This window comes from Aeribacillus sp. FSL K6-1305, assembly GCF_038050115.1.
Taxonomy (GTDB): Bacteria; Bacillota; Bacilli; order Bacillales; family Aeribacillaceae; genus Aeribacillus; species Aeribacillus composti.
Window position 1 is genome coordinate 1,157,839 of sequence record NZ_JBBOQV010000002.1, and the last position, 14,169, is coordinate 1,172,007.

Sequence of the window (14,169 nt, forward strand, 5' to 3'; positions counted from 1 at the left end):
AAGGAGAGAGGACGATGTTTCCTGGTAAAGAGCAAACAAAAGGGATGACGAGGAGCACGTCCTCGTTTTCTCGTTTCTTCCCATTGAAAAACTTGTGGATGGGTTTCGGGTTTTTACTGATTATTTTATTTTTTATAGTTCCCGTTTTTCGCCTTATCTTATTAAGTTTAACAGAAGAGGGTGCCGTCTCATTTTCGAATTACTCAGAAGTGCTGAAAGAAGAACAAACATGGATCACTGTGAAAAATACGCTTTATATCGTCATCGGTTCTACTTTGGTTTCACTTATTTTAGGGATTGCGATGGCATGGGTTATCGCCTATTTAAACATTAGCGGGAAAAAATGGATGCAGCTGTTTATCTTTCTTCCGTTTATTATTCCTTCATACATTACAACACTTGCATGGGTTCAGTTTTTTAGCGGCAATGGACCAATTGCAACTGTTCTTCATATGCTTCCGGGAGATTGGAAGCTGCCAAACTTGTATAGCATAGGTGGAATCATTTTTATTTTAGGTTTGTCTCATTATCCGCTTGTATATTTACTAACGGTGGAAGTGTTTAGAAAAATTCCTCTGGAGCTTGAGCAAGCGGGACAAACATGCGGTGCTAAAAGAGGAACTATTATTCGTAAGGTCATCCTTCCGCTAGCATTGCCCGGGATTTGTAGCGGCGGGATGCTCGCTTTTTTATCAAATCTTGATAACTTTGGGATCCCTGCTTTTTTAGGTATCCCGGCAAACATTCGTGTGCTAAGTACGTATATTTACGAAGAAGTCGTCGGATTTGGACCGGCTGCCTTTGCAAGAGCGGCCGTTCTATCGATTTTGTTGGGAGCAATTGCTTTAATCGGACTGTCTATTCAATGGCTTCTTTTAAGGCGAAGCCGTGTAATTGAAACGGTCAAACGGGATAAAGAACCTCGCATTCATTTGTCGTTGACGTGGAAGCGTTTGATCGAAATAGCCGTTTGGGCACTTTTGTTGTTCACGAGTTTCGTTCCGTTCGTTTCAATGGGTACGACATCATTAATAAAAGCTTACGGGCTCCCTTTTCAATTAGAAAATTTATCACTGGAAAACTATCGATACATTCTATTTTCTGATCCAAAAACAATGTCAGCGATCAGCAACAGTATGAAGCTTGCGATCTTAACGACAATTGTCTCATTGATTGTCGGAACGGCCATTGCGTATCTTCGCTATAAATCACCAAATAGATGGACCAAGTTAGTAGAGCTGTTTGTAACGATACCTTACGCACTGCCGGGGACTGTCTTTGCTCTCAGTATGATCTTTTCATGGATGCAGCCGTTGCCAGGATGGAACCCGGGTATCTACGGCTCCATTTGGATTTTAATTATTGCCTACATTACAAGATTTATCATTTTACAGGTTAGGGGAAGCTACACGGCGCTGACACAGGTAGAGCCTTCCATTGAAGAAGCTGCTCGTACGTCAGGGGCTAAACCTTTGGTCAAATGGCGGCGAATTCTCATGCCGCTTCTTTTGCCGGGTATCATTGGCGGAGCCTTGTTGGTCTTTTTAACCTCTTTGACCGAACTGACAGTTTCCAGCCTTCTATGGTCTACAGGAGCCGAAACGGTGGGAGTTGTTATTTTCAACTACGAACAGGCTGGATATACCACTTATTCCACAGCATTTTCAAGTTTAATTGTTTTAGGAATTTTGTTCGGCAGTTTTTTGTTTATCAGTCTTGAAAAAGTTTGGAGACGAAAGGTGTTGAAAACAAAATGATTCGGCTTGATGGGATTTCAAAATCATATGGGGCTGTCACAGCTTTGCATTCCATTGATTTAACAATCAAGGATGGAGAATTTATCGCCATTTTGGGACCTTCTGGTTGTGGAAAGACTACATTATTAAAATTACTGGCCGGTTTTATGAAACCGACAAGCGGAACCATTACGATAAATGATACTGTTGTTGCTTCAGCGGAAGCCGTCCTCCCGCCGGAAAAAAGGAACATAGGGATGGTTTTTCAATCGTTTGCCTTATGGCCGCATATGACAGTATATGAGCATGTTCAATTTCCTTTAATGCATCATTCGTTTGCTCCAAAGGCTGATAAGGAGCAGCGGGAGGAGAGAGTGAAAAATGTTTTACGAATGGTTGGGTTAGAGTCGCTAGCCCAACGATATCCTCATGAACTTTCCGGCGGACAAAAACAGCGGGTGTCTTTAGCACGTGCAATTGCGCCAGAACCAGGTCTTTTATTAATGGATGAGCCTCTCAGTGCTTTAGATGCTGAACTTCGAATGGAAATGAGAAAGGAGATTCAACACATTCATCGTCACACAAATGCTTCCATTGTATATGTTACCCATGATCAAAGCGAAGCATTTGCGATGGCAGATCGAATTGTCGTAATGAATCGTGGGAAAATTGAACAAATTGACCGGCCGGAAATGATTTTTACAAGGCCGGAGACAGAATTTGTTGCAACTTTTGTAGGCAAATGCAATTTAATTCAAGGTAAATGGGAGGAAAAAATGTTTATTCCGAAGCCATTTCCTAATGAAAAATGGCCGGATATAGGAGTATCTATTAATTTGAAAAAAAAGGGTCTATATCCTGTCCGTCCGGATCAATGGGCGCTGTCTAAAGCAAAAGAAGGTTCTTCGCATGGGGTGGTAAAATTTGTTCAATATCAAGGAAAAGAAATGTATTACATCGTACAAGTAGGTGAAGAAGAATGGACGGTACATGAATTGATTCAACATACTTCCCGCTTTCAAGTTGGAGATCCGGTCAATCTCGTTCTTCAAAATACTGTAATAAAAAAAGAAGCAGTTCTTGTATAACATAAAAGATTCAAAGGTTCTGTGTAAATTTGATTTCTCTTGATGGTGATTGAGTTTGATCTAATCTGCTTGAAAGTACCCTCTCAAATGAGATGGGTGCTTTTTTGTCATTTTTTATAGATTTAAAATTTTATATATTTAGAATAGATCAAAAAATGGAATAGGGTAAAGACATGAAGTCAAAAAAGTAAGTAGTAGTGTTATCGTTGTGCGGTTTATTTCTGCTTGTCAGTCTATCTGCTTTTTATTTTTTAAACAGTGAAGAAAATGTCAGACAAAAAGATCAAGAGTCAACTAATGAAGCCAGATCCCTAACAAGCCAAGCAGGATAGAAGTTCATACTTGCCTGATCTGTGGGTTAGAGTGTTGAAAAAAATTTAAAAACTTGAGTGAAAGTTTTGTGAATAAAATTTACAAAGATGTATTGATAGTGGTCTGAATATATCTTAAACTTAGGTGGTAATAAAAAGTATTTTAGTAAGTAATTTACTGTTAATGGCTAAAAGAAATAAAACAAGCTGTCTTTTCTTTTAGTGTGCTTTAGCAGTCGGCTTTTTAACGTTTGCACTGTGCTCACTCTCTTCAGCGTTTCCAGCTGCAGATCGTGAAAGTGTAGCGGCGGTTGTCTTAAACGTTGTTGAAGCTGGCGGAGCTATTACTGCACTCGTTTCTATTCCAACAGCAGTTGGTTCAGACGGACGTTCATTGAGCGCTGCAGCAGGTTAAGAAGCAATTCGTTAATATCTAAAGAAGGAAATCAAGAAAAGTGATTATCGCTTGAAAGTCAAACTATTTTTCGATGAAGAATTTTCATACTTTGAAATACAGGTGAGAGAATGTTAATAAAGCTATTATCACTTATGCTATCGATTCGAATGGAACAGCAATATTCTGCTGTCATCGAATTCATTATTAAAAAAGCGCCCTTTTTAAGAAAACTTAGTTCAAAACAGTATATGATGTTTTCTTTTATTCTTGATATTTTGCTTGCCTTCGTCATCGTATCCGTTTTGTACAAATGGCTATACTCCCAGCAATATCGCCAGCAATGGGAGAGTGGTTTCATTGTCTTTTTTCTTCTTTATTCAATTTTTAAGGGAGCCGGAGCTTATCGAAGAACTCATATTCCACCGTTTATGGATCTTATTCAGGCTGCTCCAGTCTCGTTCAAATCAATACATATCACATTTATTGCTTTAGAGCTGGTATGGAGCATTTTTACAAATTCCAGCCTATTTTTTGTTTATATTTTATTTCAATCACGAATTGCGGAATCATTAGATGCTTTATTCTGGATGAAGCAGTTGAATATTTTGCTGCTGGGCGCTCTGTTGTTTATGACGAGCAATAAACTTGCAGGTGCCTATATTCATAACATTGTAGTAAAAAAAATAGGGTGGGTCCGTTTTGTATTTTTCGCCTCTGTCTCAACTGCTTTTTTTATGCTGGGGCGCGTTCTTGTGTCAGGTCTTCTAGTCCCTATTTTCAAAACATTTAAGGATAATTTTCCATCCTTTTTGGCTGCAGCTGAAGATGCAGCTTGGGTCAATCTATCTCAGCAGCTGATCAATCTATATGGGAATAAAATAAACTCCTTTCAAAAGAGTTTATTTTCAGACGGCTCTTTATATTTGCAGATTGAACATTTTATTGGCACTCCATGGATGTTAGGGCCTCTGATTTTCCTTCTAGTTGGCGTACTTTCCTTGCCTGTTAAAATGATTCCAACTGAAGATCATGGAGAGATTAAGAGATTTCGTGACTTTTTTCACTTCTATCTACAGCTGCTGCATTGGGTACGTTCTATTTTTTTGCCGAAGAATGCACTGATTTATAAAGATCTACAAATCATACGTGAAAAAAGATGGCTGCTCTCAAAAGAATTTTTTAATTATATGGTCTTATCTTACGAAGCTTTTTTTTATATAGGTTTCTTTACTGCATGTATGTCAGCGACAGGGAACACGGCTCTCCAAATACAGCTATTATTTACATTGAACTTGATGGTTTTGGCTAACCAAGCAATGGAAATGAGAATGTTGACTCCTTCTTTCTTTTCTTTTAGCACCGAAAAAAGAAACATATGGATGTATCAACTATCATTTTCTTCGTTAACTGAATTCTTTTGGGCAAAATTGAAATTGTTTTATTGCCTATATTTAATTCCATCTTTCTTTTTGACGATCGGGAATATAATGATTCTTACGTATTTCCAAATAGCTGATCTCAGGATGATCATTCCTTTTATTGGAATAACTATCTCTTTTTTCGTTTTTCCATTTATTCAATTATACTTGTTTCCATTTATCACCAAGTTTCATTTTATTCATGAATACGAGATTGGAACAACAGAAGAAGAGGAAAGCATAGTAAATAACGGCCAAGCTTTTATGAGGAACTTTCTCGTCATGCCTTTTATTTATTACTTGCTCGCATCACTATTTATTGGTGTATTGAGGGAAGCGGCAGGTGTTGTCAACTACATATCTGTTCTATATTTTATGATAGTTTCAGCCATTTGCCTAATTGTTTGTAAGAACACAATGAAAAAAGGAATTGACCATGTTGAAAAAGTTAAAATCCTTTCTATTACTGAATAAGTGATTGCCTCGCTGGGACTGATTTATTTCTTGTTTTTGAACTCGCTGCTATATACTCGCAATGAGTGCATTCCAAATTTACAACTAGGAAACAATTTTTCTTTTGCAGTTATTTTTATGTTAGAGAGCTATCAATGTTTGGAATTGGTTCGTTGACTTGATGGAAGATGACCGCAGTCACTTTGTTTTACAACGATTCTCATAGGGAAATCACGACTTATATGACCGCTGTCATGTAGGACTTACCTTTTTCTCACACAGTGCTTGAAATACCGGGACTATTTATTTTTTCAGTCAAAAGTACTTATCCCTTTATCTGATATTTCTGCTTTATTACGGAATAGTTTCTTACGCTAAAAGGAAGCAGAATAGGAGCTGTGGCGTATTGTCACGCTTTATTGGATTATTAGCTGTTTGTTGATTATTGGAGGATTTCTATATGGTTAAGCTTCAAGTTTCACAACTGTCTTTTCAGTATGAACAAACTGCAGAAAAAGGAGCATTGCTGGAAAATGTTTCTTTTCAATTACAGGCAGGAGACCGAGCATGTATCATCGGAAAAAATGGCAGCGGCAAATCAACTTTGCTAAAGCTAATAGCAGGATTAATCCAACCGGATTCAGGCGGCATTTTATTAAATGGACAGTATAAGCCTGGAACAGATCGTTTTAAAGAAGCAATGGCCTATATTCCTGATAAACCTCTTGTTTATGATGCATTAACTGGATTTGAAAATAAGGAGCTTATTCTTTCACTTTGGAGGATCAAAAAAGAAAAAAGAGCTGCATATGAAGAAAGATTCCAAGAGCTTTGTGAACAGTTTGATCTGACACATGCTTTGCAAAAGCCGGTCAAACATTACTCTCTAGGCATGAAATATAAACTATTCCTTATTAGTATGTTAGCAAGATCACCTGAGTTGATTATTTTGGATGAACCTTTTACTTCATTAGACGAGGCCTCACAAAAGCAGTCAATCATGATGCTGAAAGAAGCGTTCAAGGAACAATGCATTTTATTTACAAGTCACCAGCGATATATTTATGCCGAATTAGGCAGCCGATTTTTTCTGCTTGAAAACAGACAGCTAAAGGAGATGAACCTCATATGAAAACTTATTCTCTCATTATGATCGCAATCAGTTTAGTCGTGATTTTGGCAGTATTCGTGCTGAAAATAACAGCATTGCTTGTCGGAAAAATTCTTCTAGCCGTTGCTGCTGCTTTTTTGGTCTCCTCACTGATTCGTTTAATAAGTCTCAAAAAATAAAACCTGCCGACAGACAGCATTTCGGAAATTTGTACAGAAACAGGTGAAGTTTTTTGAAGGCACTGCGGATTGCCTCCCGGATTCAACAGTGAAATCTTACAGAACTAAAGCAGATGGCAGCATCGAGGAAAAGAAATTGTTCGTTAAATAATCAAACAGAGGGGAAGACAGAAAAACATTTTTGTTTTAAAATATTAAAACCAAGTATATAATGAAGAAAAGATGTTAAAGGGGCGTGAATACATGAAAAAAATCGTTGCCCTGACAATTTTTATTTTTATAAGTATTACCTGTTTATACATTTCCAGTGATCGTTCCAGTCAAACTATAAATGCTGTACACGAAATTAGCGCCATCGATCATTTGGCAGAAAATTTTGCTCCGATTGATGGACCAGATATAGGAAAAGACTCTTGGTTTGATATTGCCAGTTACATTTTTATAGCGTTAAGCACCACTTATTTCTGCTATTGCTTTGTGCAATCTGTCAAAAGGCGGTTTTTGCTGAATCCCGTCTTTTACGAATCGAATTATGTGGTCTCACCTGCTTGAATGAAGCATAAACAAATCATTCAAAGGATGAGTACCATGATTTGGTTGCGTATGTTATTGACAGCATTTTTTTCAATTACAGCTCTCTCTTTATGGTCTTATCAAGGATTTGAAATTTTCAACGCGTTTATTGACTTTTTTAGAAAAAATTAATGGATTGAAGAGGGTTAAAAAGAACTCTCCTTTCCTATCAGCTTGCGGAAAAAGAAGTATTTTTTCTCTGCAAGCTTTTTTATTGTTGAAAATAGCCCACTGTACACATAGATAAGTCGTCGTTCTTACGTGGCCGATCTGAAAAAAATCAAGTAATGGGGAAATTTAAAACATATTAAGAGAGCCGAGAGCTGTGCAAAAGAATCCGGCCAGCTTGTCCTCTGAATGAGAGAGGCAAGCTGGCCTCATTTTTTTAAATCGCTATGGATAAAATGGCAAACTGAAAATTATTGTCGCAGGGATTTAACGGCTTTTTTTAAAATATTCCAGAGTTTTCAATCAAAATTTTTTGAAGCGGTCCTGTGAAACAGCGCTCCCTTTTTCCAATACTCATAAAAAGTTGATCGATTAGTTAAAAATACACCAAATAAAATCAAGAAGGCGCCGATCAGCGTAATGGGTTTCATGATTTCATTTAATAATATGTAGCCGGCGATTAGGGCGACAAGAGGCGAAATGTAAAGCCAAGTTGACGGAAAAACCGGATTTGTTTTTGAAACAAGCCAATAATACAGCCCGTGGCCGACGATGGAGCCGATGATGATTAAATAGAGCAGTGATAACACCGTTTCATAGCTTGCCAGCAGCAGCCATTTGCCTTGTTCGCCCGTTAAAAAGGATACAGCCAATAAGAAAATGCCGCCGTAAAACATTTGTACGGCATTTGAAAGAAACGGCGAGATATCCGGATGTTTGCTTGTAAACATTTTTGCCCGAACTGTCCCAAGTCCATAAAACCACTCGCTTAATATGATCATAAAGCAAGCCAAAACCCACATGCCGGAGACAGACAAAGAGAACCCCGGTGAAGAGATCAGAAAGACGCCTATTAAAGCAGCCGCCATCCCTGCTAATTGTTCTTTTTTGATCGGTTGTTTATTCTCTCTTGCCTGATGGAGCAGCACCATCATCGGGCCTGTTGCAGATAATACAGCAGCTAGTCCGGACGGGATGAATTGCTCAGCCCAATATAATGAAGCAAAAGTGATAAAAGTTAAGCAAAAACCGTTAAACACGAGCGAAGAGGAAAATAAAACGGTTTTCAATCGATAGTTCCGCATTTTAAAGACGGCCATCATAATCACCCCAGCGGCAAAAAATCGCATTCCCGCTGAAAAAAACGGCGGTGCCCCTGCTTCAATTCCGATTTTGATAGCTAAAAAAGTTGTTCCAAAAATTAAGCATATAAAACAGTAATTCAAAATAACCACGACGAATAACTCCTTTTTGTTAAGTTTTTTGATATTATAACGACAACGGTATATAACAGTACAATGCACTGTATAACAGTTATGCGCTTTTATCTTTTGTCTTCTATGTAATGGGAGGGGAGACAATGCAATTATCGATTAATAAAAAATTAAGCACCCCATATTATGAACAAATCAGCAGGCAAATCGAAGAACGGATTCAATCGGGCATGCTTCTTCACGGTGAAAGGCTTCCTTCTTTAAGATCGTTAGCAAATGAACTTAATGTAAGCTTTCTGACGGTGCAAAAAGCCTACAAACTGCTGGAATTGAAAGGATATATACAGATTCAGCAAGGTAAAGGTGTTTTTGTTGCAGCGGGAAAGAAAAAATCATATGAAAAGCACTCTGAATCTTTCGGCTGGCAGCATCAGATGAAGATGAATGGAACAAGATCACAATATCTCGCCTATCGTGAAAAAGAGATTTATGACTTTTCCCAAGCAGTCTTTTATCCAAGGCTGCTTCCATCTCACTTCCTTGTTCAAGAAATGAAAAAAATATTGGAGCAGCATCCCCTTGTGTTGTCGACATATGGTCCTATTGAAGGAGATGAAGAATTAAGGTATGAAATTGCCAATTACTTATTTAACTTCCATCACTTATCTGTTAAACACGACAAAATGATCATTACAAGCGGTGCACAGCAAGGAATTGACTTAGTGGCGCAAACTTTGTTAAGTCCAGGGGATGTTGTGATGGTTGAAAGCCCTTGTTATGGTGCGGCCATTGATGTGTTTGTCAATAAAGGATTTCAAGTCGTATCGATTGGAGTTGATGAAGAGGGACTGAAAGTGGATGAATTGGAGGATAAATTGCAGGTGCATCAACCAAAACTATTATATGTAAACCCAACCTTTCAAAATCCTACTGGAACATGCATGCCGGAAAAGAGCCGCAAGCAATTGGTAGAACTAGCAGAAATGTACCATTTTTTAATTTTAGAAGACGATTCGTTCAGCGAAGTTTCATTTGACAATATTACGGTGCCAAAGCCAATAAAATTCTTTGATAAAAACGGTCACGTCATTTACCTTAAAGGATTTAGCAAAACAATTGCGCCTGGCATTCGCATTGCGGCTGTCATTGTGGATGGGGTTTTATTCGACTGGTTGTACGGCACGAAAACGACGATGGATATCGGAAGCCCGCTCTTACCGCAAAAAGCGTTGCTTCCCATTTTGCGAACGGAGCGGATGAAAAATCATATGGAAAAACTAAAAATTGCACTTGAATTAAGAAGAAATACGGTTCTTGACGCATTCAAAAATTTAGAGGAAGTAATGATTTATAAACCAAAAGGCGGATTGAATGCCTGGATTAAACTTCCATCCATGATTCAGCCAATAAAATTGCAAGAAGCAGCTCGGAAAAATAAGATTTCTTATTTGCCCGGAAGCGCCTGTTTTCTTCATGAACCGAAACAACATTATATTCGCATCAGCTATTCTTATTTGAGCGAGCATGATTTGCAAGTCGGTATCGAAAAGCTGGTGGACATTTTGCAAAATATGATGGCAAATTATAAAAAAGAGATGTGACACATTTGACGCATTTGAGCTGCCGTTCATGTAATGCTGCTCGCTCGTTTCTTTTTTAAGAGAGCAGCGCAAGCAAGAGCGGCACTGTAGCAATGCTGGCCAGCGTGGTGGTTAATGTGCTGAATGAAACTAAATCTGGTTCTGTTTGAAATTGAACAGCAAACATTGTCGTGTTGGCTGCAGTAGGCATAGATGCAAGAATGATTAAAATTTTTGCAAGCAAGTCTTCAAGCGGAAGACAAAGAATAATACCAATTGAAATAATAGGCGATATGATCATGCGAATGATAAAGATGGAAGCGACGTCGCCAGCTTTTACACTTTTTAGCTGGATGTTGGCGAGCTGCATTCCGAGAATGACCATAATGGTCGGAATCGTTGCATCGGCAATCAAACCGACAGGCTGCATGATGAAATCAGGCACCGGAACATGCAGGATTTGAAGCAAAATGCCGGCAGCTGAACCGTATAAAACGGGCATTTTCACTATTTTCATAAGGGCGCTTTTTATGCTGCTGTCTTCTTTGCTGCCAATGGCAGCGTAGTAAAGACCGATCGTATTCATTAAAAAGGACTGGATAACCATCATGATGACTGCATAATCAAAAGCAGTTTGACCAAAAACAAACAATATAATTGGGGCCCCATAGTTGCCGCTATTCATGAAAACAGCTGATAACATCATGGCAGACTCTATCGATTGCGGCAATTTTTTTAATTTACTTACAATTTTTACGATAACCATTAATATGAAACATAAAAGCAAGCAAAATATAAGAATATAAAAATAATCAAGTGTAATTTTGTTTGTATAAAATGTCCGGAAGACAAGAAACGGATACATTAAGTATGTCGTCATGACCGAAATAGATTTAATGTCAAAGCCAATTGTTTTTTGCCCTACATATCCGACTGCAAAAATGATAAAAGCCGGCAATACAATCAGTACAAATTCCATAACCTTTTCACCACTCTGCGTAAAATGAACAAACAATAGAGCATTGAGCAGATGCCCAATGCTTTATCACGTAAAGTTAAAGCTGAAATATGAAAGCACGCCAATTCTTTTTTAGATAGTTGCAAAGTTCAAATCGGCTGCCACCTTGCCTGTTCCGTCCATATTCTTCTTACACAAAAGGATAAAATACCATTCTTCCTAAAAATACCCAAAACATTTGAAAGCCCAATTGTTGAGATCACTGTATTAAATTGGTATAAGCAACATCTATTTCAAATAATAAAGCAAAAGCCCAGTTATTAGCAACAAATTTAAAGATTCACAGAAGAAAGCCGAATAAAATGTAAAAGTTATATTGGTAAGGAAAATGAAAAACAACTTTATTTTTTGTCTCATCACCATATTCTGTGATGTTCACACAATTCCGGCAATAAGTTAGCGAGATTGATACTCAATCTAGAGTAGCTCCTTCGCTGGACAATAATGAATTACATCAATTCGTCTGCGATTTTTCGAAAAATCTATTACAAAGTACAAATCCAAAATCGGAAACAAAAACATTCACCTTATCAAACGGAGAAAAAGTCGATGTATTTTTTGATGTAAATATTCCTCCGATTGAATTAATCATTTTTGGTGCGGGTCATGATGCCATTCCTTTAGCAGAGTTTAGTGTTAGATTAGGATTTAATACAACCGTAGTCGATCCAAGATCAGCCTATCTAACAGAAGCTCGTTTTCAGGTGCGAAAAGAATTTTAGCAGATGCAAGCTCAATTCCCGAAAAGGTAAAAGTCAGTTCCAAATCGTATGTGGTCATTATGAACCATCATTTGGAACGAGATATAAATGTTCTGAAACATATACTTCATACGGATGCAAGGTATATTGGGATTTTAGGTCCGCGTTCTAGATGCCAAAAAATATTTAAAGCTCTTCAAATAGACGACATTGACCAATATGATCACATATTTAATCCCGTTGGATTAGATATTGGTTCGGAGTCTCCTCAGGAAATAGCGTTAAGTATTCTTGCTGAAATCATTGCTTTTCGAAACAAGCGTGCGGGCGGATTTTTGCGTAAGAAAAAAGACCGTCAGTTAGTATCATGAGCAACTCATAAATAAAATAATCATTTTAATATTCCTAATATTCCCAATATTCAAAATAGTTATCCCTCTTTAAGGAGGTGATTGCAAGGATTACAAGGACAAATGATCCTAATCAAAAAATAATTAAGAAATAAAAAAACAGAGGAGGCGACAAAATGGTTACTGTAAAAAAAGGTTTAGGTGTAAGTTTGAAGCGTAAAGAAGACATAAGACTTTTGACTGGTAATGGACAATTTACCGATGATATTGAAAAACCAGGCATGTTACATTTGGCCATTGTACGGAGTCCTCATGCTCATGCACGTATTGTAAATATTGATGCAAGCAAAGCGAAAAAACTGCCTGGAGTAGTAGCTGTTCTAACGGGAGAAGAGGCACTTCAATATTCAGGACCACTTGTACCGACGATCAATATATTTAACAAAGTACCAGAAGTGTATGCGATTGCCTATAAAAAGGTTCGCTATGTCGGTGAGCCAGTGGCCGTTATTGCTGCCGAAGACCGATATATTGCTGAAGATGCAGTCGATCTTATTGAAGTAGAATATGAGGTTTTACCAGCTGTTGTGACGATTGAAGATGCACTGGAGCCAAAGGCGCTTCTTTATGAAGAATGGGGCGATAATAAACAATTAGAATCGAGAACCACTATCGGTGATATAGACGATGCATTTGCCAATTCGGAATATGTCCTTGAAGAAACCATTACACATAACCGCTACACCGGAACTCCGATGGAGTCTCGTGTATGTATTGCCGAATATAATCCTGGATCTAAAAAGATGACAGTTACATGCTCGACACAGGCACCTTCTCAAGTACGTACGCTGATTGCCCAGACATTGCAAATGCCTGAGCATAATATACGAGTTATTGCCCCGGATGTTGGCGGCGGTTATGGCACAAAGTTGCAGGCAAATGCAGAAATCATTGCTTGTATCATGGCGCGCATGCTTGGCAAGCCGGTTAAATGGACGGAAGACAGAGTAGAGAATATTCTAACTGGAGTTCATTCTAGAGACTATACTTGCACGGTGAAAATTGGGTTCGACAAAGATTTTCGCATCACAGGACTTCAAGCGAAGCTGATTGGAAATATTGGGCCTGAACCCAATCGTCTCAAAACACGAACAAATCAATATTTGCGGGGGCATTTGATGTTTTTGACTACGTGTTTGACTACGTTTAATTATAATTCTTGAACACTTAAACCTTTAAACGCTCGTCCTAATGCTATTTCACCGATTTGTTTAATTGTGTTCCTTCCATCATTCATCGTATAGAATTTAACCCCTTTAATTTTTACATCTTCTGTTTCATCCTCAAACATGATTTCAGCTTCATGTTCATTTCGGCTTTCAGAGCCTACCTAACGCTATCCAAGGCTTGATTAGCCATACGGACAACGTGAAATTTATATACAACCACTTTAGCTTGTGGAAGAACGGTATATACTGCATCTTTATAAGGTTTCCACATATCCATTGTGACGTATTCAATGTAAAGTCTGTCTCCTATCTCTGTAAGGCGTTGAATGACTGTTTCCTTGTTACGATTAGTCTTAATATCGAAAATGGTTCTACGCTCTACGTTGGTCAATACAAGACGAGGTTTACGGATGATATATATTTCATCAATCCCAAGCCATTTAGGAGTCTCAAATTGGTATTGTCGTGGGCAAATCCATGATTAGTTGCTTTCGTGAGTCATGTTTGTAAAGTTTGTCAAATCCACATTCTGGACAACGTTCGGGTGGATCTATTGCTTCCACTTTAAACATCATATCGGTTTCATTTTCCTGCGATGGTTCAATTGCTTTAAGGTCTGGTAGAAATAATAGATCCGTCATTT

The 14,169-nt window shown here is 38.1% G+C and carries 11 protein-coding genes and 2 pseudogenes; 9 read left to right on the forward strand and 4 right to left on the reverse strand.

Annotation, left to right across the window (positions count from 1 at the left end):
• The first annotated feature begins 14 nt into the window (after positions 1 to 14).
• The 6 genes from NST97_RS15490 (at position 15) to NST97_RS15515 (ending at position 7,245) form a co-directional block, all read left to right on the forward strand.
• The gene (locus tag NST97_RS15490) at positions 15 to 1,757 is read left to right on the forward strand and encodes an ABC transporter permease (protein ID WP_341343419.1); all 1,743 of its coding nucleotides are present in this window, start codon (positions 15 to 17) and stop codon (positions 1,755 to 1,757) included.
• Positions 1,754 to 2,824: an ABC transporter ATP-binding protein gene (locus NST97_RS15495; RefSeq protein WP_341343420.1), complete on the forward strand. Its 1,071-nt coding sequence runs from the start codon at positions 1,754 to 1,756 to the stop codon at positions 2,822 to 2,824. Before NST97_RS15490 ends, NST97_RS15495 begins: the two co-directional genes overlap by 4 nt.
• 836 nt (positions 2,825 to 3,660) lie before the next feature.
• The gene (locus NST97_RS15500; protein ID WP_341343421.1) at positions 3,661 to 5,424 is read left to right on the forward strand and encodes a hypothetical protein; all 1,764 of its coding nucleotides are present in this window, start codon (positions 3,661 to 3,663) and stop codon (positions 5,422 to 5,424) included.
• 439 nt (positions 5,425 to 5,863) lie between these two features.
• Positions 5,864 to 6,535: an ABC transporter ATP-binding protein gene (locus NST97_RS15505; protein ID WP_341343422.1), complete on the forward strand. Its 672-nt coding sequence runs from the start codon at positions 5,864 to 5,866 to the stop codon at positions 6,533 to 6,535.
• Positions 6,532 to 6,693, forward strand: a complete 162-nt coding sequence (locus tag NST97_RS15510; RefSeq protein WP_341343423.1) for a hypothetical protein — start codon at positions 6,532 to 6,534, stop codon at positions 6,691 to 6,693. The genes NST97_RS15505 and NST97_RS15510 overlap by 4 nt, the downstream gene beginning before the upstream one ends.
• A gap of 243 nt (positions 6,694 to 6,936) precedes the next feature.
• Positions 6,937 to 7,245 (forward strand): hypothetical protein, encoded by a 309-nt coding sequence (locus tag NST97_RS15515; protein WP_341343424.1) that lies wholly within the window; start codon positions 6,937 to 6,939, stop codon positions 7,243 to 7,245.
• 488 nt (positions 7,246 to 7,733) lie between these two features.
• Here NST97_RS15515 and NST97_RS15520 read toward each other — a convergent pair whose 3' ends face one another.
• On the reverse strand, positions 7,734 to 8,669 hold the full coding sequence (locus NST97_RS15520; RefSeq protein ID WP_327847856.1) for a DMT family transporter: 936 nt from the start codon (positions 8,667 to 8,669) through the stop codon (positions 7,734 to 7,736).
• A gap of 125 nt (positions 8,670 to 8,794) precedes the next feature.
• Between NST97_RS15520 and pdxR the strand changes: the two genes are divergently transcribed.
• The gene (pdxR, locus tag NST97_RS15525; protein ID WP_341343425.1) at positions 8,795 to 10,249 is read left to right on the forward strand and encodes a MocR-like pyridoxine biosynthesis transcription factor PdxR; all 1,455 of its coding nucleotides are present in this window, start codon (positions 8,795 to 8,797) and stop codon (positions 10,247 to 10,249) included.
• Positions 10,250 to 10,304: 55 nt separating this feature from the next.
• Here pdxR and NST97_RS15530 read toward each other — a convergent pair whose 3' ends face one another.
• Positions 10,305 to 11,207: an AEC family transporter gene (locus NST97_RS15530; protein WP_063387889.1), complete on the reverse strand. Its 903-nt coding sequence runs from the start codon at positions 11,205 to 11,207 to the stop codon at positions 10,305 to 10,307.
• A 653-nt stretch (positions 11,208 to 11,860) separates the two neighbouring features.
• On the opposite strand from NST97_RS15530, the pseudogene NST97_RS15535 reads away from it, so the two are divergent.
• Positions 11,861 to 12,318 (forward strand): annotated as a pseudogene (locus tag NST97_RS15535) (XdhC family protein).
• A gap of 155 nt (positions 12,319 to 12,473) precedes the next feature.
• On the forward strand, positions 12,474 to 13,520 hold the full coding sequence (locus NST97_RS15540; RefSeq protein ID WP_339198617.1) for a xanthine dehydrogenase family protein molybdopterin-binding subunit: 1,047 nt from the start codon (positions 12,474 to 12,476) through the stop codon (positions 13,518 to 13,520).
• Here the strand turns inward: NST97_RS15540 and NST97_RS15545 are convergent.
• Together NST97_RS15545 and NST97_RS15550 are read right to left on the reverse strand one after the other, a co-directional pair.
• Positions 13,508 to 13,648: a hypothetical protein gene (locus NST97_RS15545; protein WP_212967284.1), complete on the reverse strand. Its 141-nt coding sequence runs from the start codon at positions 13,646 to 13,648 to the stop codon at positions 13,508 to 13,510. The two genes, NST97_RS15540 and NST97_RS15545, sit on opposite strands and share 13 nt — an antisense overlap.
• Positions 13,649 to 13,686: 38 nt before the next feature.
• Positions 13,687 to 14,167 (reverse strand): annotated as a pseudogene (locus NST97_RS15550) (transposase); the annotation flags it as partial.
• Positions 14,168 to 14,169 lie beyond the last annotated feature (2 nt).